Raw genomic sequence first — 21,556 nt, forward strand, 5'->3', positions numbered from 1 at the left:
CGGGGACCCGGAGGAGTTGAACTGAACGGTCAGCGGGATGACGGCAGCGAGTCGGAGCTGATCTGGCCGCGTGGCCGCAACGAGACCGAGGAGCAGCGCGCCGACCGCCGGTGGAACGAACTCCTCCAGGAGGTGCGGGTCATCCAGACCGGCGTGCAGATCCTGTTCGGCTTCCTGCTCACCGTCGTCTTCACCCAGCGGTTCGCCACTCTGAGCGCGGCGGACCGGACGCTCTATGTGATCACCCTGCTGTTGGGGGCGTCCACGACCGGTGCGCTGGTGGGGACGGTGACCTTCCACCGGATGGTGGCCGGGCACCGGCTCAAGCCGCAGACGGTGCTGTGGGCGTCGCGCCTGGCGCTGGTCGGGGTGGTACTGCTGCTGGGCACGGTGGCGTCGGCGCTGCTGCTCATCCTGCGGCTGGCGCTGAGCGGGAGCGCCGCGCCATGGGTGGTGACGGGTCTGGTGCTGTGGTTCGTGGTGTGTTGGTTCGTGCTGCCCGCCTGGGTGCTGCGCCACTACTCGTCGTCGGAGTGAGTGCCCTGCGGGCCGGCGGGGGCGGTGCGACGATGGAGGAGGGGTGTGGGGCGCGCCGGTGGGCCGGCGGGCGGCTCCGCGGGCCCGGCGCCTCCCACGGAGCCGCGGAATGGAGGCATCACCATGACGGTCTGCGAGGTCTGCGGGAACGACTACGCGCGGGGCTTCGAAGTGCACATCGACAGCGAGGTTCATGCCTTCGACTGTGTGGAGTGCGCCGCGCATCTGCTCGCGCCGACCTGCGAGAACTGCCAGTGCCGGATCCTCGGGCACGGGCTGGAGGCGGGCGGCCGCTCCTTCTGCTGTGCGCACTGCGCGCGGATCCGGGGGGTCAGCGAGCTGGCCGACAGCGTGGCGTGACGATGCGGGGGTCCGGGCGACTGCCGCCCGGACCCCCGCCGTCCTTCCTGGCCGGTTACGAGGACTTGGCCGTGGCCCGCACTCCGAAGTGCACGTACCGGCTGCCGTCCGCGAGGGCGTAGAAGACGACCGGGATCCAGCCGTCATCGGCGTTGCGGCGGCCGGCGAAGACGGTCTTGGTCGGGGTGTCCGAGACCGGGACGAGGTTCCAGTGGAGCGGGTCGAAGGTGCCCGCCAGGCCGTCGGCGCCTTCGTAGGTCAGCCGGAGCACGCCTTCGCCTTCGGGGCGGTCGGTGACGGTCATGAGGAATCCCTCGCGGCGGTAGCCGCCGGTGAACGGCCGCGGGTCGACGGACACTTGCTCCTGGGACGGTCCGAACTCCGGCATGGTGACCCCGGCGAGTTCGGCGGTGAGTTCGCGGCAGAGCGTCTCGAAGACCTTGGGTGCGGCGGCCCCGCCGTTGGTCAGCAGCGCGATCGCCAGGCCCTTCTCCGGGAGGGCCCGCAGGTAGGCGAGCTGTCCGAAGGTGCTGCCGTCGTGGCCGAACCCGCGGACGCCGTCCCACTCGAACAGGCCCCAGCCCAGGCCCCAGTGGGCGCCGAGGAACCACTTGTCGGGCATCTCGACCTCGGGCGCCAGCATGGCTTCGACGGCCTCGGCCGAGAGCACCCGGGTGCCGTCCGGTGCGGTGCCGCCGTCGACGAACAGCCGGGCGAAGCGGGCCACGTCGGCGGCGGTGGCGCTGATCCCGCCGTAGGGGCCGGCCGAGCGGGGCATCATGTCCCACTTCGGGGTCGGCACCGGGTGCTCGCCCGGTTCGCCCATGTGTCCCATGGCGGCGCGGAACCGCAGCACTTCCTCGGGCAGGGTCATGGTGTGCGCCAGTCCGAGGGGCTGGTAGATCAGGTCCTTCAGGGCCTCGTCCCAGGTGGTGCCGGTGATCACCTCGACGATGCGGCCGAGGACGTTGTAGCCGGTGCTGGAGTAGGACATCGTGGCGCCGGGCGGGTTGGTCATGCCCACGGTCCGGGCGCTTGCCATGTAGCGGGCGAGGCAGTCGTCGCCGCGGCCGGTGTCCTCGACGTGGTCGCCCTGGATGCCGCTGGTGTGGTTGAGCAGCTGCCGGACGGTGATCGTGCGGGTGGCCTCCGCATCGGCGATGGCGAACTCCGGCAGGATGTCGATGACGCGTGCGTCCAGGTCCAGCTTGCCGGCGTCGGCCAGGAGCATCACCAGGGCGGCGGTGTAGCCCTTGCTGACCGAGCCGATCTGGAAGACCGAGTCGGTGGTCGTCGCCACGCCGGTCTCGCGGTGCAGGATCCCGCTGGCCAGTTCGTGGATCTCCCCGTCGACGAGGACGGCCAGGGTGGCGCCGGGGACGCGGTGGCGGTTCAGCAGGGCGTCGAGGCGCGCCTGCCACCGGGCGCCGTCGAACGCGGTCGCGGTCTCCTTCGACTCGGTGACCTCACGGTCCGTGCGCTCGACCGTTTCGCGGCTCAGGTTCTTCGACATGGCTTCTCCCCCACTGTGGCGTCGGTGTGACGGCGATCCGACGACGACGGTCTGTCGTTGTCGAGCACCGCTCGTTCTGTCGAACACTGTACGGACACCGAACGCTGTTCGCAAGTACGCACGTCGTACGGAGAACGGGCTACCCTGGTCCCCGAAGAGAGGAGCCGGTCATGGCGGCCAGCAAGGCCAACAACAAGCAGCCCGTCCCGTCGGTGTGGACGCGCCCGGAGCGGCGCAAGCGCGACCAGCCCGCGCTGAGCCGGAGTCAGATCGTCGCGGAGGCCGTCCGACTGCTCGACGAGGAGGGGATCGGCGCCCTGAGCCTGCGGCGCCTGGGAACACGGCTGAACGCCGGGGCCACCTCGTTCTACTCGCACGTCGCCAACAAGGACGAGCTGATCGAACTGGTCGTGGACGAGGTCTACGGCGAGATCGTGGTGCCGACGGCCGACACCCCCACCGACTGGCGGGCCGACACCGCCAAGTGCGCGCAGAGCCTGCGGGCCACCATCCTGAAGCACCCGTGGATGGCCTCGGTGCTAGGCGAGGTGGGCATGTCCCAACTCGGGCCGAACCTGATGCAGGTCTCCGAGGGGATGCTGGGCCTCTTCAAGGCCGCCGGACTGCCCTCGGACGAGGCCGACCTGGCGGTCTCCACCCTCACCGCGTACGTCATCGGGATGAGCATCAACGAGGCGTCCTGGCTGACCACGGTCGCCCGCAGCGGCCAGAGCGAGCGGGAATGGGTGGCGAACCTGTGGCCGTCCGCCGAGGAGGCCGCCGCGGACCACCCCGAGCTGCGCGAGCGGTACGCGGAGCTACGTGACCAGGACCCGCGCACGATCCGCGACAAGAAGTTCGCCTACGGACTGGAGCGCGTGCTGGACGGTCTGGCGGGCACGGTCGGGAACCGGGCCGTGTAGCCGGGCGACCGGTCCGGACACGCGATGCGGCGGCCGCCCCCCAAGGGACGGCCGCCGCATCCGCGCGCCGCTCACGCACCGGCCGTCGCGGGGCTCACCCGGCGCGGCCGCAGCAGCAGCGCGGCACCGGCCAGGCCGGCACTGAGGATCGCGAGCCCGACCGCCAGCAGCTCCGGCCACATCGAGGCGCCGCCGAGGCTGCTGCGCAGCTGGACCAGGACGCCGGCCCGGGACAGCGCGTGCAGGATGATCACGGTGACCGCGGCCGCGGCGCTCGCGGTCCAGACGGCCGCCGTGTCGCGCATCGCCAGGCAGCCGGCCAGCAGCAGGTAGACCACGGCGATGGCCATCGAGAGGGCGTCCGACGCGCCGCCCTGGGTCTCCGCGGCCCCCACCGGCAGGTGGCTCAGCCCGCACAGAGCCAGCGTCGCCGCGGCCGGCCAGCGCAGTGCGGACCGCAGGACACCGCCGACCGCGGGAGCGGGCGGTGCGGGCGCCCCGGCCGTCTGCCAGCCGCCGCCCTGCGGCGCGTTGGCACCCGGCCAGGGGGCGCGCTGGGGCCGCGGCGGGGCGTCCCAGTGGGTGGCGTCCCGCATCGCCGGCTCACCGGGAGCGGCCGACCCGTGGGCGGCATAGCCGTGGTCGGCCCCCGGGTGGCCGTAGGGGTCGGGGTACGGATCGGCGTAGGGGTCGCTGAGCGAGGGCAGGGTCGTGGTGGCCATGCTCGCGGTGTCGGCGTGGCCGTCGGGGAAGTGGTCGCCGTCCGAGGGTTCCGCGGTCGGGACGTGGCCGTCCTGGGCCCGGTCGAACAGCCTGATCAGCTCGGCGACCTCGTCGACGGATCTGCCCACGGCCGCGGCCCGCAGCGCCTCGTAGCTGGCCTCCGCGGTGTGCGGGGCCTCGCCGAGCAGGGCGAGTAGCGGCCCGACCTCGCTCACCGGGCGGGTCATCGCCGCCACCCGCAGCGCTTCGTCGCCGGGGTTGGGGTCGTCGCCACTGCGCTTGAGCAGCTCCACGAGAGCGGCGACTTCCTCTACGGGTCGGGTGGTGGCCGCCGTCCACACGAGGGTGCGGAACGAGACGTTCTCCTGGCTGGTGGGCGGAACGTATGCGCCGTGCTCCGTCGGGGACAGATCGGCTTGGCCCCCACGAGGAGCTGGTTCAGGTGACATGTAGCTACTCCACTGAACTAGGTGGGAGCGTCCGCACCGGAGGTGCCGGCGCTCATCGGGCGTTGTGCATGCTGGTTGTGCCTGCTGTGGTTAGCCAACGTCCCTCTTGGCCGCGGGCGCCAACGCTGGCGGGCCATCCGGTGGAGACACGCCGCGGGCCAGGGGAACGACCGGGCGTGTCGGCGGGGCGGAATCAGCTCTGGGAGAAGCCCTGCGCGGTGGCAACGGTGAAGAGACCGCCTTGGGGGTCGCGGATCACGGCCTCGCAGCCGCCGCCGTCCACCATCGGGGTCACCGGTAGCGTGAGACCGCCCGCGGCCACGGCGGCCGTGGTGACCTTCTCGATGTCGTGCACGGGGAAGTACACGTGCCAGCGGGGGCGGACGTGCGGGTCCGGGGCGGCTTCGACGGCGCCGCCGCGCAGCGCGGCCACGGTGTGCCCGCCGTCGTCGCGCACCACCACCTCGTCGTGCTCATAGGTGATGTCGCAGCCGCCGGGCCGGTCGGGGGCCCAGCCGAAGACCTCCCCGTAGAAGATCGCCGACTCGAAGGCGTCGCGGGTGCGCAGCTCCAGACACATGGGTGCCCCGCCCTGCCCGACGGCCCAGGAGAGCGTCTGGCCCTCCCAGAGGCCGAACACCGCACCGTCCCGGTCGGCGGCGAGCGCGGCGCGTCCCTTCCCGACTTCGAGCGGGCCGACGGCGACCGTGGCGCCGCGCTCGCGGATCCGGGCGGCGGTCTCGTTCGCGCTTTCCACGGCGAAGTACGGGGTCCAGGCGATGGGAACGTGCCACTGGGGGGTCAGCGCGCCGATCCCGGCGACCGGCTGGCCCTCGGCCAGGGCGATGGCGAACTCGGCCTCCAGGGTGCCGGGGCGGAAGCGCCAGCCGAGGACCCGCCCGTAGAAGTCCTGCGCGCCCTTCGGGTCGTGCGTCATCAGGCTCACCCAGCACGGGGCGCCGCCGATGGCCGCAGTGGTGTTGCGGGCTTTGGTGGCAGGCATCGGACTGCGCCTACCCGGGGTGGCGGCGACCCCGGGTGCCGCGCGGGCCCGACGAGTGGCGGAGGAAGCCGATCAGCACGACGGCCACCAGGGCGAGGACGACGAGCCAGAGCAGTTTCATGGCGAAAGCGGCGCCCGCGAAGAGCAGCACGAGGAGCAGGACGAGGAGCAGAGGGGCCATCGGGACCCACCTCCGGACGGGCTGGTTCCCTACCTGGCCACCATTATGCGCTTCCGCGGTCCGCCCCTCTCAGGGTCGGACCCCACCCGGTCCGGTCTCCGTGACCGGGCGGACGGCGCAGCGTGACGCTTCGAGGTGCCGACGGCAGCGGGCCCTGTTTGGCTGGTAGCAGCGGCTTCCCGGGCGGGCGCCGGCCACGACGCACCTCCGGGAACGCCGGGTATCGGCACGCCGGGCACCGGCACGGGACGAGAAGGAACGGTCATGGGATCGGAAGAGACACGCGAACGCCTTCAGCACATGCGGGAGAAGGCCAAGGAGCTGGCCGACGCCGCGCAGCGCACCAGCGATCCCAAGGAACGGCAGCGGCTCCAGGAGAAGTCCCGCCGGCTACAGAGCCGGAGCGAGCAGGAGAGCGCCATGCGGAGCGGGGACATCTACCCCTCGGAGTGATCCCCCGCCCGGTGCCGGTCCCCGGCCGGCGGGGCGCGGGCATCGAGCCGGTGCGGGACAAGCGGTCCCGCAAGGCGGCCGGGCTCCCGGACGACTGACCGCGCCGCCGGCCGCGCGCCGCACCCGGCTGTTCGAGTGGCTTACGGACGGGTGCCGGTGCGCCACCCGCACCACCGGGAAGGAGGTGCGGCGGAGGAACGGCGGCAGGAGGCGGAAATGCACCGCAGGCGGCCCACCGTGGTCTACGTGCACGGCAACGGGAACAAGGTCCGTTCGGGATTGCTCAAGTCGCAATGGGACCAGGCGCTTTTCGGCCGGGACATGGCGGACACGTCCCGCATGGCGTACTGGGCAGCGTTGCAGTACGCGCACCCGCTGCCGGACTTCCAGGTGGACGCGCTGGACGGCGGGCCGGTGATCGAGGGGGAATCGGCGACCGCGGCGGCGTCCGGGATGTTCGACCCACCGGAGGAGTTCGTGACGCGGACCGTCGGCGAAGCCTGGCGGGAAACCGGCGCCGCGGGGCTGGAGGGCCGCACCCCCGAGGGCCCGCACGACGTGGCCGTCCAGGGCGCGCTGGTCGGCTGGCTACGGGAGATGACCTATCTCGCGGAGACCCTGGGCGAGGCGGAGACCGGCGGTGGCACCGCGGAGAACGGGGACCGCGGCGCGCTGCCGCTGGAGGTGCTGCCGCTGCCCCGGCCGTTGCGGACGGCGGCGTTCCGGGAGCTGGTTCGGCGTACTTTCAAGGATGTCCACGCGTACTTCTTCGGCGGCAAGGGGCCGGCGATCCGGCAGGTGGTCGAGGAGGCGCTGCCGCCGCCGGCGGACGGGCCGCTGGTGGTCATCGGCCACAGTCTGGGGTCGGTGGCCGCCTACGAGGTGCTGCGGGAGCACAAGCGGGAGGTGGAGTTGCTGGTCACGGTGGGGTCGCCGTTGGCGATCACCGAGGTGCAGGACCAGCTGGCGCGGCCGCCCGCGGTGCCGGACGGGGTGCGGGCCTGGCGCAACGTGTCGGACCTGCGGGACCTGGTGGCGCTCGGGCACACCCTGCGGCCGGAGTACACCCCGTCGGAGCTGATCACCGATGCGCTGGTCACCAACAACAGCGAGAACCACCACGGGATCAGCCAGTACCTGGCGCAGTCGGCGGTCCGGGAACCCGTCGACCGCACCTTCGGCCAGCTTGCCTGAGCGGGGACTTCCGACTCCGTGCCACGCCTTGCACCAGGGTAGACCGGATGTAAGCATGACAAACAGGACGATGGACGGGGAGTCAGGGAGCGGCCCGACGTCCTCTCCCGCGAGCCGGCCGGGTAGGTGCGGCATGCCGTTGAGCGAGACGGAATGGGAACTCGTCACGATGTGGCTGGAGAGATATCTCCTCAACACCGTCGACCCGCACACCCAACTCGTCCAGTACGGGTTCTCCGAGGAGTTCATCGGCGCCCTCCCCCTCACCCACGTCAGCGGGGACAACGCCCGGTCGTTGGTGTACGCCTCGCGCCGGACCATCCAGCGGCAGGTGAAGCTCGTCGAGGTGGTCAGCACGATCGATGAGTTGGTGGTCCGCCCGGAGATCCGACGGGCGAGGGAGTTCCTGAGCCGCTTGCGCGAGGACGCCCGGGTCCACGCCACTCAGGACACCTTCCGTACCTGTGTCCTCAAGGGCGGTACGGAGGCGTTCATCGACCGCGAGGACCTGCGGGAGACCCTGCGCCGCTTCCTCGCCGACCCGGAGAAGTCGGTGCTGCTGGTGGACGGCGAACCGGACAGCGGACGGTCGTACACCTACCACTTCCTGCGCCACGTCGGGCAGCACAACGGGTTCCGCCCGGCCCGGGTCACCCTGTCGCGCACCTCCACCGCCCGGCAGGTGCTCGCGCGGCTCGCGGAGTTCGTCACCGATGCGCACTCCGGGACCCAGCCGTTCGACCCCACCGCGCTCAACGATCCGTTGCCGTCGCTCAGCGACGCGGTGCACTGGGTGGTCGGTCGGGCCACCGCCGCCGACGAGCGCTACTGGCTGGTCCTCGACGAGTGCGACAAGCTCGATCCGCACTCCGACGTCTGGGACTTCATCGGCCAGTTGGCGCTGGCGATCTACGAACACGCCGCCATCCGCGGCGACCAGGCACCCCGCCTGGTCCTGCTCGGCTACGGCCGGGCGATGCGCCAACTCCCCTACGACCTGCGGGGCAGCCTGTGCTGGGACACCGCCCGGATCGTCGAACCGCAGGACCTGCACAGCTTCTTCGACCAACTCTTCCGCGAGGCGCCGCCCGCCCGCCTCGACGACGCCGACCCCGCGGAGATCTCCGGACTCGTCGAGGAGGCGGTGACGGAGGTGCTGCACGCCGCGCATGCCCGGGACGACGACGGCGAGAGCTATATGCGCAGGGTCTGCACGGCGACGGAGAAGGCCATCCATGTCTTCCGCTCCCTCTGACCCCGACCGCCTCGCCCGCTCCCGCTTGCGGGAGGAGTTCGGCGCCCGACTGCGGCGGGAACTGCGGACCGAGGAGCCGACCCCGAAGGCCGTCCCGGACGCCCGTCGGGCCTACCGGGAGGCGGCCTGCCTGCTCGCCTCGTTCGACCCGCGGCGGCTGCGGCTGCCCGGTGAGGACCGCCCGAGCGGCGGCGCGGTGCTGGCGCTGCTCGACGACTGCACCGCCCTGGGCGTCTGGGATCACACCAGGTGGGCGCTGAAGCCCGAGGTCAGGGAGACCGCGCTGGGCGGCATGTCCGGGCCGGCGGTCGCCCGGCACGCCCTGGAGGCCAACCGCGAGCAGTTCCCCACCGCACCCGGCGGCCCGGAAGCCCTCTGCCTGGCCTACCTCCAGGGCAACCTGCCCCCGACGGCCGACCGCCCGGCCCACTGGTCCGCCGACGAACTGGCCGACACCCTCCAGGCGGTGCTGTGGCTCTCCCGGATCCCCGGCGTCAGCGGCCTGCCGGACCCCGCCGAGCTCCAGGCGGCACTGGAACGGGCCCGGCTACTGGCGCCGCTCCGGCGGCTGGTGGCGTCGCCGTTCCAGGGCCGTTCCGGCGAACTGAGCCAACTGCGCGCCTATATCGACTACATGGACGCCTCCGGAGCCGACGGGGGGACGGCACCGGCCGACCGGCCGCGCGGCACGGACGCCCGGGCGGCCTTCGTACCGCCGCTGGTCATCCACGGGCCGGGCGGCATGGGCAAGAGCACGCTGCTGGCCAAGTTCCTGCTGGACGACGTGGCCGGGCCGGCCGGCGGGCCCCCGTACGGCGGGCCGGCCGCGTTCCCGTTCGCGTACATCGACTTCGAGCGGCCCACCCTCTCCATCCAGGAGCCGGTCACCCTGATCGCCGAGGCGGCGCGCCAACTCGGCGTGCAGTACCCGTCGTTCCGTGCCGAACTGGATGCGTTGGCGGACGAGTGCCAGCAGGCGGCCGCCACCCAGCGCGAGGAGCAGGAGCGGTGCGCCCAGCTGCGCCAGCTGGCCACCACTCGGGTGCTGGGCCGCAGTTCGTCGCAGGAGTTCCAACTGCTGGCCACCGAGCGGGAGACCGGGCTGGTCCGGCGGGTGGCCGACGTCCTGGTCCGCGCGGTGGCCGCGGCCGGTCAGCACGATCCGCCGTTCGTCCTGGCCGTCGACTCCTTCGAGGCGGCGCAGTACCGCGGCTCGCCGGTTCTCGGCCGGATGTGGGCGATCTGCACCTCGCTCCAGAGCGGCTATCCGCGGTTCCGGATGCTCGTCTCCGGGCGGGCGCCGGTCGGCCACCCGTCCCGTACCGTGGCGTTGGGCGAGATCGAGCTGCGGGAGCTGGAACGGCCAGCCGCGGTCGCCCTGCTGCGCTCCCTGGGCGTCGACGACCCCGATGTGGCCGGGGCGTTGGCCGAGCGGGTCGGCGGGCATCCGCTCAGCCTGCGGCTGGCCGCCCGGGCCGCGACGCTCGCCGGCAGCGCGTCCGAGCGGACCGGCGACCTGATCCGCAGCCTGCCCGAGCGCCGCGAGGAGGTCTTCCACCGCGTCGACCAGATGCTGGTCCAGGGCATCCTCTACGACCGGATCCTCAGCCACATCGCCAACGAGGACGTGCGGCGGCTCGCGTATCCGGGGCTGGCGCTGCGGGTGATCAGCCCCGAGATCATCCGGGAGGTGCTGGCCGGGCCGTGCGGACTGCAGGTGGCGACCGAGGAGGCGGCGCACCGGCTGTTCGCCGAGCTGAGCCGGCTGGACATGGTCGAGCCGACCGGACCGGAGACGGTGCGCTACCGCGGCGACGTCCGCGCCATCATGCTGCGGTTGCCCGGCGGGGACCGCACCGAGGTGATGCGCGAGGTCGAGCGGCGGGCGGTGGCGCACTATGCGGCACGGGACGGGGTGGAGGCGCGCGCCGAGGAGATCTACCACCGGCTGCGGTTGGACGAGGATCCGCGGTCGGTGGAGGAACGTTGGCTGCCCGGCGTGGAACGGTTCCTGGCCGGGGCGCAGCAGGACATGTCGCCCCGGGCCGCGGGGCTGCTGACCGCCCGGCTCGGCGGTGGGGCGCCAGAGCGGGTGGCCGCGGGCGCCGACCAGGAGGACTGGGAGCGGATCGCGGCCCGCGAGGCGGAGGACCTGTTGGCGCAGGGGTTCGCGGACGCGGCGCTGACCCGGCTGGGGCAGCGGCGGCCGTGGACGCCGTGCAGCCCGCTGCACTCCCTGATGGCGGACGCCCTCAACCGGCTCGGGCGGCGCGACGAGGCCCGGCGGACGGTGGCGGACGCCGTCGGGCAGGCGGAGCGGGCGGGGTGCGCCGAGCGGCGGCTGGAACTGCTGCTGCTCGCCGCGCGGCTGGCCGAGGAGGCCGGTGATCTGGCGGACGCGGACCGTCAGTTGCGGGTGGCGGAGGACGTCGCGGTCGACCTCGGGCAGGACCTCGAAGCGATGGGCGCCCGGCTGGCGCGGGCCAGACTGCCGGCCGCCACCGGCGACACCGCCCGCTCCGGCGTCCAGGCCGGCCACCAACTCGCCACGCAGCTGAGGGAGTTGCCCGACCGGGTGTTGGCCGATCAGCCGGCGCTGGTCCGTGCGGTCGCCTCACAGATCTACGGTCAGGACCCCGGGGCGCTCACCCACGCCCTGGACGTCGTGGGCCTGCCGACGGACGACGGGACGCTGGACACGCTGGGTGCCGCGATGTGTCGGGCGACCCGCCGGCAGCCGGCGCTGTTGGGGTCGGTGATGGAGATCCTGGACGAGGCCGCGGGGCCGTCGGGGCCACCCCCGTGGGCCGAACCGGCGGCGCCGAATCCCGCGCCTCCGGGCCCGCCTCCGCCTCGGCCGGGCCTCGGGGCGGGGGCAGGCATGCAGGCCGGCGCCGCGGCCCCCACCCACCCCGCCCCGGAACCGGCCTCCCACCCCACCGGCATCACCGGCATCCTGCGTCTGGCGCGCGACCGCGGCACCCTCAACGCGCTCGCCCGCCGGCTGCTGGCCGTCCCCGACCGCAGCGGCGAATTGGTGTCCGGGGTGGCCGCGGCGATGGGCGTGGGGACGCACGGCCGGACGACACCGCAGGGGGCCGCGGCACCACAGGCCGGGTGCCACCGGCCGGACGAAGGGAGCGGCCCGGCCGGGCCTGATCACCGATGACCTGCTACCTCTCCCAGGACGAGATCCTCCACCTACGGGACGCCGCACTGGAGAGCGGACTGACCGACCCCACCGTGCGCCCGCTGCTGCTCGACGGCATCATGCCCAAGTACCGCGGCACGCTGCCGATGTTGGCCGCGCCGATGCGTCAACTCCACTCCGACCTGGCCCAGATGAACCAGGTGGAACGCCTGGTGGACGGTTCGGTCCCGCTGGAGATCTGGCTGCGCAACGCGGTGGCGCAGACCACCGAGGCCGAGCCGCTGAAGGTCTTCCAGCGCGCCCTGGACGAGGTGGCCCGGCACGCCGGCGGCGAACCCGACGTCCTGGCCGACCGCCCGGCCCCCGAGCTCAAGGAACAGATCGTCCACCGCGACGACACCGTCCCCATCGGCTTCCTGCGCGGCGGCGAGCTGGCCGGCACCGCGGTCGCCCGGCTCAAGGTGCCGCCGTACGAGGACGGCGCCCCGCTCCAGCCGAACGGCTTCCCGCACGCCGGCACCGGCTGGCTGATCGCCCCCACCCTCCTGATGACCAACCACCACGTGGTCAACGCCCGTACCGGGACCGGCGCCGAACGGCCCCTGGCGGCCCCCGAGGACCTACGGCTCCAGGCCCGGCACACCCGCGCCCGGTTCGGGTACGACAGCGAGTCCGGCGACCCCGACGACACCGGCGTGGAGGAGGCCGAGGTCACCGAACTCGCCGCGGTGGACGAGGAGTTGGACTACGCGGTGCTGCGACTGTCCACGCCGCCCGACCGCCCGGTGCTGAAGCTGGCCCGGCGACCGCTGAGGGTCGCGGACGGCGACTACGTGGCGGTCAACATCATCCAGCACCCCGGCGGCCAACCCAAGCGGGTGGCACTGCGCAACAACCTGGTCTACGAGGCGGACGAGCACGACGTCCGCTATTTCACCGACACCCGTGGCGGCTCCTCCGGCTCCCCGGTCCTCACCGACGACTGGCGGGTGGTGGCGCTGCACCGGGGGACCCGGCGGGTGGAGGACGTGCTGTTCCAGGGGCGGACGACCGCGTTCGTCAACGTCGGCACCCAGATGACCAGCGTGCTGCATCACCTGGAGACCCATGCCCCGGACGTCCACGCCGAGATCACCGCGGCGCAGGGCGGCGGCGGGGGCTGAGCCGGCCGACGGGCCGCCGCACGGCCCCGCCGACCCGACCGAGGAGGACGAGATGGACAAGCGGAGCCGATCACCGGTGGCGACCAGGCCCGAGCGGGTCTTCTCCGATCTGCGCGCGGTGGCGGCGCGGGTGCGGGACCAACTGTCCTGGGAGGAGCCCGAGTCCGCCGTGGAACTGCCCGCGGAAGAGCTGCCGGCCGGGCAGATCTCGCAGTACGCCCGGCAGGAGCGCACCCGGGTGCTGTCGGCCGGCGCCATCGGCCTGGAGAAGCTCGCCGAGGGACGGGCCGACGACATCAGCGACGACGAGTCCTTCGGGATGGAGGCGATCGTCCTGCTCGAAGGGCGGCCGGCCATCCTCGTCCGGCACCAGGACTTCGCGCCGCAGCAGGGCGACTGGGCGCTGCTGGACGCCCACCGGGCGGCGATCCGGGAATCCCTGGCCCGGGTCGGCCGGGTGGAGGTCTCCGGGCACCTCAGCCTGGACTGGCTGGGGACGGGGTTCCTGGTCGGACCGGAGACGGTGATGACCAATCGTCATGTGGCGGTGGAGTTCGCCCGGACCGCGGGCGAGGGCTGGACCTTCCAGCAGGGGCTGAGCGCCGCCCTCGACCTGGGCGAGGAGTACGGATCCGGTCCGGAGCCCGCCGACGGCGGACCGTCGTACGAGGTCACCGAGGTCCTGGGGATCCACGAGGACGTCGATCTGGCGCTGCTGCGGATCGCCCCGTACCTCGGCGGCAGTGCGCTGCCCGCTCCCCTGGCGGTCGCGGCGGACGCGCCCCCGGACCTTCCGGGGCACCCGGTGTACTGCGTCGGCTATCCGGCCTGGGACGGGCGCCGCAACGAGCCGGAGTCCATGCGCCGGATCTTCATGGACGTCTACAACGTCAAGCGGCTCCAGCCCGGGATGACCACCGGCCTGGAACCGGAGGGGAACGTGATGCGCCACGACTGTTCCACCTTGGGCGGCAACAGCGGCTCACCGGTCATCGACCTCACCGACCACCGCGTCCTCGGCCTGCACTTCGGCGGCCGTTACGGACTGGGCAACTATGCGGTGCCGCTGTGGCAGTTGGTGGAGGACCCACTGTTGGTACGGGGAGAGGTCAACTTCGTATGAGCGTCCTGCGGGAAGACGCGGACGGGGCAACCGGGACGGACGGGGTGCCCGGTGGGGTGCGGCCCCGCCGGCGGGCCCTGCTCAAGGTGGCGCCGGCCGTCCTGTGGGGCGTCGAGGGATGTGCGGGCGGGGGTTCCGCGGGGGCGCCGTCGTCGGCGCGGCCGCGTACGACGACGACGGGGCCGGTGTCCCGGTTGCCGGAGGTCGGGGTGTGGCGGCCGAGCGCGGGGGACGTGCGGCCGGAGGTGAAGGTGCGGGCCGTGGGGCTGGTCCGGGCGATCGGGGCGTGGCCGGCCGGGGAGCGGGGCGCGGCGCGGGCGCGGGTCGGGGCACTGGGGCTGGCACCGTCGCTGGTCGACCAGGCGGGGCCGCTGCGGCCCGCGGGTACGGAGGCGGTGCTGGAGGTGGTGGACGCCCAGTACGGGGGGATCCTGGCGGACGCGGCGAGTGTGCTGGTGGTGTGCCGGCAGTGGGTGCGGCGGGCCGACGGGGCGGTGGTGGCGGGCGGGACGACGGTGGACGTCCGGCTGCGCCGGGCCCGGCCGCGGTGGGTGGTGACGGCGCTGCGTCCGGCGGCGCCCGGTGCGCCGTCGGCGGCGCCGGGCGAGGCGGCCCGGCGGGTGCTGGCGGCGGCTCCGGCGATCGAGTTGCCACCGGCGGCCGCGGCGGACGTGCGCAGCGGTGCGGTGCACACCAGCGTGCTGGAGGCGCTGCTGGAGCTGGCGCGGAAGCACCGGCTGGGGGTGAGCGTGGTGCGGTCCGGGCATCCGTTGACGGTGTTCGGGACCGACCGGCCCAGCGACCATCCGCGGGGGCGGGCGGTCGACGTGTGGCGGATCGACGGGCGTGCGGTGGTCGATCCGGCGACGCCGCGGCGGCTCGTCGAGTCGCTGATGCGTGCGGCGGCGGCAGCCGGGTCGTACAACGTCGGTGGGCCGTACCTGCTGTCGGGCGGGACGGCCGGCCAGTTCTTCTCGGACGACACCCACCGGGACCACGTGCACATGGGCTTTGGCACCTGATCCCGGCGGAGTTCACGCCGGCGACGCTTTCTGATGCACCGTCACTTCTTGACGAACTCGGTGGTGTAGGTCTTCTTCAGGTCGATGGTGGCGTTCTTGAGGGTGGGGTTGAACGCCTTGAGGACGCGTTCGACGGTGGCGGGGCCGTCGGCCGGCATCACCCCGTCCTTGGTGAACATCGGCAGGGTGTCCTTGATGGACTGGACGTAGAGCTCCTTGCCGCCCTGCGCGTAGTCCGCGGGCATCTTCTCCGCGATCTGCTCGGGGGTGTGGGTGGACATCCACTTCAGGGTCTTGACGAAGGCGTTGGCGAGCTTCTGGACGGTGTCCTTGTGGCTGTTCACCCAGTCGGTGTTCATGTAGAGGCTGGAGGACGGGTAGGGGCCGCCCAGCGCCTGCTGGGAGCCTTCGGGGGTGCGCATGTCGACGAGCACCTTGCCGATCTTCTTGTTGACGACCTGGGCGACGGTCGGGTCGGTCGTCATTCCGCCCTGGATGGAGCCCTGTTCCAGCGCCGAGAGGAAGGTCTGGCCGGCGCCGACCGCGACCGGGGTGAACTCGTTGACCTGGACGCCGTTCTTGACCGCCAGGTACTTGGTGAGGAAGTCGGTGGACGAGCCCAGCCCGGTGACGCCCAGCTTCTTGCCCTTGAAGTCCTTCGCCGAGGTCAGCTCGGACGCGGCCTTGTTGGAGACCACCTCCACCTCGCCGGGCGCGTGGGCCAGCTGCACCACCGATTCGACCTGCTTGTTCTTGGCCTGGAGGTCGAGGGTGTGGTCGTAGAAGCCGACGACGCCCTGGACGTCACCGGAGACCAGGGAAGTGGTGGCCTGGACTCCGGCGGGTTCGGTGAGCAGGGTGACGTCGAGGCCCTCGGCCTTGAAGTAGCCGAGCTGCTGGGTGAGTCGGGCCGGCAGGTAGATGACCTTGTCCAGGCCGCCCACCATGATCTGGAGCTTGCCGTCCTTGGCGTCCGCGGACGAGCCGCCCGTGGAACCGCCGCCGCAGGCGGTGAGACCGGTCAGGGCGAGCGCGGTGGCGGCGACCGCGGCCGAGATCTTGAGTGGGGTACGCATGGTCACGTCCTTGTGAGGTGGGGCGGTGCGGGTGTGGTGGGGGGCGGCAGCGGGGTCAGCGGTCGGCGCCGCTGTCGGCCGGCTTCCAGCGGAAGAGCCGCCGTTCGAGGAAGGCCAGCAGTCCTTCGGCGAGCAGGGCGACGACGGCGAGGATCACCATGGCGGCGTAGACACCGGCGGCGTTGAAGGTGCCCTGGGAGGCCGAGACCAGCAGGCCCAGGCCCTTGGTCGCGCCGATGTACTCGCCGACGATGGCGCCGATCAGGGCGAAGCCGAAGCTGACGTGCAGGCTGGTGAAGATCCAGGACGTGGCGGAGGGGATGACGACCTGGAGGGTGACCTGGCGGTTGCTGGCGCCGAGGATCCGGGAGTTGGCCACCAGGTTGCGGTCGACCTCGCGGGCGCCCTGGAAGGCGTTGAAGAACACCGGGAAGAAGACCAGGACGACGGCGGAGGCCACCTTGGAGGCCGGTCCGAGGCCGAACCAGATGAGGAAGATCGGGGCCAGCACGATCCGCGGCAGCGCGTTGAGGACCTTGATGTACGGGCCGAGGACATCGGCCAGGAAGCGGACCCGGCCGAGCGCGATGCCCAGGAGGACACCGCCGATGACGCCGATGATCCAGCCCAGCAGCGCCTCGTAGAGCGTGTACCAGACCTGCTCCCACAGGGTGCCCTGCGGGGTGCCGTTGAGCGCCCACTGGGTGATCTGGTCCCAGATCTTCGACGGCATCGAGAAGTTGAACGGGTCGATGACGGCGGCGCGGGCCAGCCCCTCCCACAGGGCGAGGAGGCCGACCAGGAGCGCGGCCCGGCTCACGTAGACGAGGATCTTGTGGTTGCGGGCGGCGCGGGCGCGGGCCTGGCTGCGCTCCCCCGTGGGGCCGGCCTTGGTGGTGGCGGCCGGTGCGGTGACGGTCTCAGGCGACATGGGCGGCACCCCTTTCGCGGGTGATCCGGACCTCTTCGCCGAGCGAGGACCAGATCTCCCGGTAGATCTCGATGAAACGCGGCTCCAGCCGCACCGACTCGACCCGGCGGGGCCGCGGGAGGTCGATCGTGAAGACCTCCTTGACGGTGGCGGGGCCGGCGGTCATCACCACGACCTTGTCCGCGAGGGCGATGGACTCCTCCAGGTCGTGGGTGACGAAGACGACGGAGGCGCCGGTGCCGGACCACAGGTCGAGGAGTTCGTCGGACATCAGGGCCCGGGTCTGCACGTCGAGCGCGGAGAACGGCTCGTCCATCAGCAGGATCTCGGGGTCGTTGACGAAGGTCGCGGCGAGTGCCACGCGCTTGCGCTGGCCGCCGGAGAGCTGGTGCGGATAGCGGTCCTCGAAGGCGGCGAGTCCGACCCGGGCGAGCCATTCGCGGGCCCGCTCCCTGGCCTCGGACTTGGGGACGCCGCGGAAGCGCGGGCCGGCCATGACGTTGGAGAGCACGGTGCGCCAGGGGAAGACGGCGTCCTGCTGGAAGACGAAGCCGACCTTGTCACCGATGCCGCGGACCGGCTCGCCGGCCACCAGCACCTCGCCCTCGGTGGGCTCCTCCAGGCCGCTGACCAGGGTCAGGGTGGTGGACTTACCGCATCCGGTGGGCCCGACCACGGCGACGAACTCGCCGCGGCCGACGGTCAGGTCCAGGTCCCGGACGGCGGTGTGCAGTCCGCCCGAGGGGGTGCGGAAGGTTTTGCTCGCCCCCCGTAGCTCGATGGCGGGGCTCGTGTGGCTGTTCATGGACCGGGAGGCTAGGAGTGAGCCGGGCCACAGCGGCAGCCTTGTGGGCGCAAGCTGTCTTTCTGCGCGCAAACCCTGTTGTGCCCATTTTGCTCACGCTAGAACAACAAAAGTTCGACGGGGGCTGGGCAGCCGGGCCTCGGCGGCTTACGTTGCGTTAACGCCAGATCAACAGGCAGCACCACAAACAGGCAGTGTCGGTTCCGCATCGTGCAGAGGGCCGCCGAGACAAGGGGGACCGCATGCGGATCCACTGGCCCCGTCGCGTCTTCGCGCAGGTCCTCACCGCCCAGCTGGCCATCACCACCGGCGTGATGGTGCTGGCCACCGGGCTGTTCCTGGCCCCGCTCAGCCACGCCCTGGACGACCAGGCGATGCGCCGGGCCCTGGCCATCGCCGAGACCACGGCCGCCGACCCGGACCTGGCCCGCAACGTGGAGGCCACCACGCCGGCCCCGCGCGGCCCGGTACAGACCACCGCGGAGCGCATCCGGCGGGCGACGGGCGCGCTGTACATCGTCGTGATGGACACCCACGGAGTCCGCTGGTCGCACACCAACATCGCCGAGATCGGCCACCACGTCTCCACCGACCCAAGCCGGACCCTGGCCGGCCAGGAGGTCCGCCAGATCGACACCGGCACCCTGGGCCGGTCGGCCCGCGCGAAGGTGCCGCTGCGCGACGACAGCGGCGAGATCGTCGGCGCGGTCTCGGTCGGCATCGCCTACGACAGCGTGCACGGGCTGCTGCTGAGCGCCATCCCGGGGCTGCTGCGGTACGCGGGCGCGGCGCTGGCAGCCGGGGTACTGGCCGCGGTGGTGGTCGCCCGGAGCCTGCGCCGCCGTACGCACGGCGTCGCCACCGCGGACATCTCGGCGCTGCTGGACGAGCGGGAGGCGATGCTGCACGGCATCCGGGAAGGGGTGGTGGCCTTCGACCGACGGGGCCGGATCCGACTGGTCAACGACGAGGCGGGGCGGCTGCTGGGCCTCGACGCCGGCGCCGCGGGCCGGGACCTCGACGACGTGCTGCCACCGGGTCGCACCACCGACGTGCTGGCCGGTCGGGTGGCCGGCAGCGACCTGCTGGCGATCAGCGGCGGCCGGGTGCTGGTGGCCAATCGCGTTCCGACCCGGGACGGCGGCGCGGTGGTGACCCTGCGGGACCGCACCGAACTGGAGCTGCTGGGCCGGGAGTTGGACAGCACTCAGGGCCTGCTGGACGCGCTGCGCGCCCAGGACCACGAGCACGCCAACCAGCTGCACACGGTGCGCGGGCTGCTCGAACTGAGCCGGTACGACATGGCGGTGGAGTTCGTCGCCGAGGTGGCCAGCGCCCACCGGGCGTCCGCGGAGCAGATCGCCGAGCGGGTGCACGACCCGCTGCTGTCCGCGCTGCTGGTCGGCAAGGCGGCGATCGCCGCCGAGCGCGGCGTCTCCCTGCGGGTATCGCCCGTCACGCTGCTGCCGGACACGGTGGTGGACCCGCGCGACCTGGTCACCGTCCTGGGCAACCTCATCGACAACGCGCTGGACGCCACCGCCGAGCGGCGCGGCGTCGAACCGTTCGTCGAGGTGGAGCTGCGCGCCGAGGGCACCACCGCGGTCGTCCGGGTCAGCGACACCGGGCCCGGTGTGCCGCCCGAGATGCGGGAGCAGATCTTCGCCGAGGGCTGGTCCACCAAGCGCGCCACCGTCGCGTCCCGGGGCCGGGGCATCGGCCTGGCGCTGGTGCGCCGACTCTCCGAGCGCTACGGCGGGATGGCCCGGGTCACCGCCCGTGCGGGCGGCGGCGCGGTCTTCACCGTCGTCCTGCCCGAAGCGCTGGCACCCGAACGCCTGGTGCGCCCCCAGATGACGGCGCTACCCGCCGGCTCGCCCTCCCGCCACCCGACCTCCACCCCCAGATGACGGCGCTTCGCGCCGGCTCGCCCATTCGTCAGCTCACGGCCACAGGAGAGTCACCGTGATCGATGTCCTTGTCGTGGACGACGACTTCCGCGTCGCGGAGATCAATGCCGCGTACGTGTCCCAGGTGCCCGGCTTCCGGGTCGTCGGTCGCGCCCACACCGCGGCCCACGCGCTGGCCACGTTGGAGCGCCACCACGTCGACCTGGTCCTGCTCGACCACTACCTGCCGGACGAGACGGGCCTGACCCTGGTGCGGCGGCTGCGCCAGATGGGCCACCACTCCGACGTGATCATGGTGACCGCGGCCCGGGACGTGGCCACGGTGCAGGCGGCGATGCGGTACGGCGCCCTGCAATACCTGGTCAAGCCGTTCGGCTTCGCGGGGCTGCGGGCCAAGCTGGAAGGCTACGCCGCGCTCCGCCGCACCGTCGAGGGCGTCGGCGGTCGGGGCGAGGCCGGCCAGGAGCAGGTGGACCGGATCTTCGCCGCGCTCCGCACCCCGGACACCCCGCACTCCGAACTGCCCAAGGGCCACTCGGCGGCGACCGTCGACCTGATCCGCCGCATTCTGGACGAGGCCGGGCTGCCGCTCTCCGCCCACGAGGTCGCCGAGCGCGCCGGGGTCAGCCGCTCCACCGCCCAGCGCTACCTCAAGCACCTCGAACGCACCGGCCACATCCGCCTCACCCTGAAGTACGGCGACACCGGGCGTCCGGAACACCGGTACGCCTGGGCGCGGGCGAGTTAGGGCTTGTCCGGTGGGTCAACGCCCGGGCGGGCCCACGGCCGCCGGGCGTCGTCAGCGGCTCGCACTGGCTGGGTCGTCGTCGCGGTCGGCCGCCGCGTAGCTGGCTTCGATCAGGGCGCGCAGACCGGCCCGCGGCGGGCCGGACCGCACCGCGAGGTAGGCCCGCATGGTGGGCGTCGGCTCGCGCAGGGGGCGGAACACCACGCCGGGGACCGGGAGTTGGTCGGCGTGCGGGGCGTAGAAGACCGTCCAGGACGGTTTGCCGTAGCCGATGGCGGCGAGGGTGTCCTGGGCATTGGTGAACTCCGGTCCCTGGAGGGGCTCATAGCCGGCCTCCCGGCAGGAGCGCATGACCAGGTCGTGGAGCGCGGGATTGCGGGCAGGCGGGGAGATGCGCAGCGGCAGTTCGGCGAGCCGGGCCAGCTCGACGGTCTCCCGCGCGGCGAGTTCGTGGCGCGCGGGCAGCGCCACCATCAGCGCGTCCTGCCACAGCGGCAGGAACTCCAGGTCGGGGTCGGTCCGTTCGCCGCGCAGCAAGGTGGCGTCCAGATCGCCGGTACGCACCTTCGCGAGGCGTTCCTCGGTGCTGCCGGTGACGAGTTCCAGGGGGGCGTGGCCGGCGAGCCGGGCGTACGCGGCCAGTAGGACGTCCAGCCGTGCGCCCAGTCCGGAGCTGGTGCCGAGCCGGACCGTCGCGGCCTGTTCGACGCGGAGTTCGTCGATGGCCTCCCGGGCGCGGGCCTGGAGGGCGAGCATCTCCCGGGCGTAGGGGAGGAGCCGGTCGCCGGCCTCGGTGAGGCGGACGACGCGGGTGGAGCGGGCGAACAGTTCCGTGCCCAGTTCGCGTTCGAGCCGGCGCAGCTGCTGACTGACCGCGGACTGCACGATGTGCAGCCGCTCGGCGGCCCGGCCGAAGTGCAGTTCCTCCGCCACGGTGAGGAAGTAGCGCAGCTGTCGGAGCTCCATGGCCCGTGGTCCCCCTGTTCGCCGTGACCGGCATTGATCACTGTTCGCGATCAGTGTAGGCGCGGATCGC

General features: G+C 72.7%; 20 protein-coding genes. 12 read left to right on the top strand and 8 right to left on the bottom strand.

Annotation, left to right across the window (positions count from 1 at the left end; translation table 11 throughout):
- Positions 1-21 precede the first annotated feature (21 nt).
- Entirely contained in the window at positions 22-537 is a 516-nt protein-coding gene (locus ACO0M4_RS33200; protein WP_430375345.1) for a DUF6328 family protein, read from the top strand.
- A gap of 123 nt (positions 538-660) precedes the next feature.
- Positions 661-897: a hypothetical protein gene (locus tag ACO0M4_RS33205; RefSeq protein ID WP_100601615.1), complete on the top strand. Its 237-nt coding sequence runs from the start codon at positions 661-663 to the stop codon at positions 895-897.
- A gap of 55 nt (positions 898-952) precedes the next feature.
- Here the strand turns inward: ACO0M4_RS33205 and ACO0M4_RS33210 are convergent, their stop codons facing one another.
- Positions 953-2,410, bottom strand: coding sequence for a serine hydrolase domain-containing protein (locus ACO0M4_RS33210; protein ID WP_430374787.1), 1,458 nt, complete (start codon positions 2,408-2,410; stop codon positions 953-955).
- A gap of 170 nt (positions 2,411-2,580) precedes the next feature.
- Here ACO0M4_RS33210 and ACO0M4_RS33215 point away from each other — a divergent pair, with 170 nt between their 5' ends.
- Positions 2,581-3,333, top strand: coding sequence for a TetR/AcrR family transcriptional regulator (locus ACO0M4_RS33215; protein ID WP_430374788.1), 753 nt, complete (start codon positions 2,581-2,583; stop codon positions 3,331-3,333).
- Positions 3,334-3,404: 71 nt separating this feature from the next.
- On the opposite strand, the gene ACO0M4_RS33220 is transcribed toward ACO0M4_RS33215, so the two are convergent.
- The 3 genes from ACO0M4_RS33220 to ACO0M4_RS33230 all read right to left on the bottom strand — a co-directional run bounded on the left by ACO0M4_RS33220 (position 3,405) and on the right by ACO0M4_RS33230 (position 5,689).
- Positions 3,405-4,505 (bottom strand): hypothetical protein, encoded by a 1,101-nt coding sequence (locus tag ACO0M4_RS33220; RefSeq protein ID WP_430374789.1) that lies wholly within the window; start codon positions 4,503-4,505, stop codon positions 3,405-3,407.
- A 193-nt stretch (positions 4,506-4,698) separates the two neighbouring features.
- A complete protein-coding gene (locus ACO0M4_RS33225) occupies positions 4,699-5,508 on the bottom strand; it encodes a VOC family protein (protein ID WP_430374790.1) in 810 nt (269 codons plus the stop codon).
- Between the two features lie 10 nt (positions 5,509-5,518).
- The gene (locus ACO0M4_RS33230) at positions 5,519-5,689 is read right to left on the bottom strand and encodes a hydrophobic protein (RefSeq protein ID WP_430374791.1); all 171 of its coding nucleotides are present in this window, start codon (positions 5,687-5,689) and stop codon (positions 5,519-5,521) included.
- A 264-nt stretch (positions 5,690-5,953) separates the two neighbouring features.
- Between ACO0M4_RS33230 and ACO0M4_RS33235 the strand changes: the two genes are divergently transcribed.
- The 7 genes from ACO0M4_RS33235 (at position 5,954) to ACO0M4_RS33265 (ending at position 15,050) form a co-directional block, all read left to right on the top strand.
- The gene (locus tag ACO0M4_RS33235) at positions 5,954-6,142 is read left to right on the top strand and encodes a DUF6381 family protein (RefSeq protein ID WP_430374792.1); all 189 of its coding nucleotides are present in this window, start codon (positions 5,954-5,956) and stop codon (positions 6,140-6,142) included.
- A 216-nt stretch (positions 6,143-6,358) separates the two neighbouring features.
- Entirely contained in the window at positions 6,359-7,336 is a 978-nt protein-coding gene (locus ACO0M4_RS33240; RefSeq protein WP_430374793.1) for a hypothetical protein, read from the top strand.
- A 139-nt stretch (positions 7,337-7,475) separates the two neighbouring features.
- The gene (locus tag ACO0M4_RS33245) at positions 7,476-8,591 is read left to right on the top strand and encodes a hypothetical protein (RefSeq protein WP_430374794.1); all 1,116 of its coding nucleotides are present in this window, start codon (positions 7,476-7,478) and stop codon (positions 8,589-8,591) included.
- Complete coding sequence (locus ACO0M4_RS33250) at positions 8,572-11,760, top strand: ATP-binding protein (RefSeq protein ID WP_430374795.1); 3,189 nt, start codon at positions 8,572-8,574, stop codon at positions 11,758-11,760. The genes ACO0M4_RS33245 and ACO0M4_RS33250 overlap by 20 nt, the downstream gene beginning before the upstream one ends.
- Positions 11,757-12,905: a trypsin-like peptidase domain-containing protein gene (locus tag ACO0M4_RS33255; protein ID WP_430374796.1), complete on the top strand. Its 1,149-nt coding sequence runs from the start codon at positions 11,757-11,759 to the stop codon at positions 12,903-12,905. Before ACO0M4_RS33250 ends, ACO0M4_RS33255 begins: the two co-directional genes overlap by 4 nt.
- Before the next feature lie 52 nt (positions 12,906-12,957).
- Entirely contained in the window at positions 12,958-14,028 is a 1,071-nt protein-coding gene (locus ACO0M4_RS33260; RefSeq protein WP_430374797.1) for a trypsin-like serine peptidase, read from the top strand.
- The gene (locus tag ACO0M4_RS33265; RefSeq protein WP_430374798.1) at positions 14,025-15,050 is read left to right on the top strand and encodes a hypothetical protein; all 1,026 of its coding nucleotides are present in this window, start codon (positions 14,025-14,027) and stop codon (positions 15,048-15,050) included. The genes ACO0M4_RS33260 and ACO0M4_RS33265 overlap by 4 nt, the downstream gene beginning before the upstream one ends.
- Before the next feature lie 41 nt (positions 15,051-15,091).
- Here the strand turns inward: ACO0M4_RS33265 and ACO0M4_RS33270 are convergent, their stop codons facing one another.
- Genes ACO0M4_RS33270 through ACO0M4_RS33280 form a run of 3 tightly spaced genes read right to left on the bottom strand, consistent with a single transcriptional unit; the run spans position 15,092 to position 17,862 of the window.
- Positions 15,092-16,126: an ABC transporter substrate-binding protein gene (locus tag ACO0M4_RS33270; RefSeq protein WP_390015519.1), complete on the bottom strand. Its 1,035-nt coding sequence runs from the start codon at positions 16,124-16,126 to the stop codon at positions 15,092-15,094.
- 55 nt (positions 16,127-16,181) lie between these two features.
- A complete protein-coding gene (locus tag ACO0M4_RS33275; protein ID WP_430374799.1) occupies positions 16,182-17,057 on the bottom strand; it encodes an ABC transporter permease in 876 nt (291 codons plus the stop codon).
- A complete protein-coding gene (locus ACO0M4_RS33280) occupies positions 17,047-17,862 on the bottom strand; it encodes an ABC transporter ATP-binding protein (protein WP_430374800.1) in 816 nt (271 codons plus the stop codon). The genes ACO0M4_RS33275 and ACO0M4_RS33280 overlap by 11 nt, the downstream gene beginning before the upstream one ends.
- Before the next feature lie 242 nt (positions 17,863-18,104).
- On the opposite strand from ACO0M4_RS33280, the gene ACO0M4_RS33285 reads away from it, so the two are divergent.
- Complete coding sequence (locus ACO0M4_RS33285; protein ID WP_430374801.1) at positions 18,105-19,772, top strand: ATP-binding protein; 1,668 nt, start codon at positions 18,105-18,107, stop codon at positions 19,770-19,772.
- A gap of 55 nt (positions 19,773-19,827) precedes the next feature.
- On the top strand, positions 19,828-20,520 hold the full coding sequence (locus ACO0M4_RS33290; protein ID WP_430374802.1) for a response regulator: 693 nt from the start codon (positions 19,828-19,830) through the stop codon (positions 20,518-20,520).
- A gap of 51 nt (positions 20,521-20,571) precedes the next feature.
- On the opposite strand, the gene ACO0M4_RS33295 is transcribed toward ACO0M4_RS33290, so the two are convergent.
- A complete protein-coding gene (locus ACO0M4_RS33295; RefSeq protein ID WP_430374803.1) occupies positions 20,572-21,486 on the bottom strand; it encodes a LysR substrate-binding domain-containing protein in 915 nt (304 codons plus the stop codon).
- Between the last annotated feature and the right edge of the window lie 70 nt (positions 21,487-21,556).

The organism is Streptomyces sp. RGM 3693, assembly GCF_050471125.1.
In the GTDB taxonomy this organism is placed as follows: Bacteria; Actinomycetota; Actinomycetes; order Streptomycetales; family Streptomycetaceae; genus Streptomyces.

Excerpts from the sequence above, each read along its gene's own strand:
- ACO0M4_RS33205 (WP_100601615.1), top strand. The coding sequence starts at position 661 with ATGACGGTCTGCGAGGTCTGCGGGAACGACTACGCGCGGGGCTTCGAA.
- ACO0M4_RS33210 (WP_430374787.1), bottom strand. The coding sequence starts at position 2,410 with ATGTCGAAGAACCTGAGCCGCGAAACGGTCGAGCGCACGGACCGTGAG.
- ACO0M4_RS33215 (WP_430374788.1), top strand. The coding sequence starts at position 2,581 with ATGGCGGCCAGCAAGGCCAACAACAAGCAGCCCGTCCCGTCGGTGTGG.
- ACO0M4_RS33220 (WP_430374789.1), bottom strand. The coding sequence starts at position 4,505 with ATGTCACCTGAACCAGCTCCTCGTGGGGGCCAAGCCGATCTGTCCCCG.
- ACO0M4_RS33225 (WP_430374790.1), bottom strand. The coding sequence starts at position 5,508 with ATGCCTGCCACCAAAGCCCGCAACACCACTGCGGCCATCGGCGGCGCC.
- ACO0M4_RS33230 (WP_430374791.1), bottom strand. The coding sequence starts at position 5,689 with ATGGCCCCTCTGCTCCTCGTCCTGCTCCTCGTGCTGCTCTTCGCGGGC.
- ACO0M4_RS33235 (WP_430374792.1), top strand. The coding sequence starts at position 5,954 with ATGGGATCGGAAGAGACACGCGAACGCCTTCAGCACATGCGGGAGAAG.
- ACO0M4_RS33240 (WP_430374793.1), top strand. The coding sequence starts at position 6,359 with ATGCACCGCAGGCGGCCCACCGTGGTCTACGTGCACGGCAACGGGAAC.
- ACO0M4_RS33250 (WP_430374795.1), top strand. The coding sequence starts at position 8,572 with ATGTCTTCCGCTCCCTCTGACCCCGACCGCCTCGCCCGCTCCCGCTTG.
- ACO0M4_RS33255 (WP_430374796.1), top strand. The coding sequence starts at position 11,757 with ATGACCTGCTACCTCTCCCAGGACGAGATCCTCCACCTACGGGACGCC.
- ACO0M4_RS33260 (WP_430374797.1), top strand. The coding sequence starts at position 12,958 with ATGGACAAGCGGAGCCGATCACCGGTGGCGACCAGGCCCGAGCGGGTC.
- ACO0M4_RS33265 (WP_430374798.1), top strand. The coding sequence starts at position 14,025 with ATGAGCGTCCTGCGGGAAGACGCGGACGGGGCAACCGGGACGGACGGG.
- ACO0M4_RS33270 (WP_390015519.1), bottom strand. The coding sequence starts at position 16,126 with ATGCGTACCCCACTCAAGATCTCGGCCGCGGTCGCCGCCACCGCGCTC.
- ACO0M4_RS33275 (WP_430374799.1), bottom strand. The coding sequence starts at position 17,057 with ATGTCGCCTGAGACCGTCACCGCACCGGCCGCCACCACCAAGGCCGGC.
- ACO0M4_RS33280 (WP_430374800.1), bottom strand. The coding sequence starts at position 17,862 with ATGAACAGCCACACGAGCCCCGCCATCGAGCTACGGGGGGCGAGCAAA.
- ACO0M4_RS33285 (WP_430374801.1), top strand. The coding sequence starts at position 18,105 with ATGCGGATCCACTGGCCCCGTCGCGTCTTCGCGCAGGTCCTCACCGCC.
- ACO0M4_RS33295 (WP_430374803.1), bottom strand. The coding sequence starts at position 21,486 with ATGGAGCTCCGACAGCTGCGCTACTTCCTCACCGTGGCGGAGGAACTG.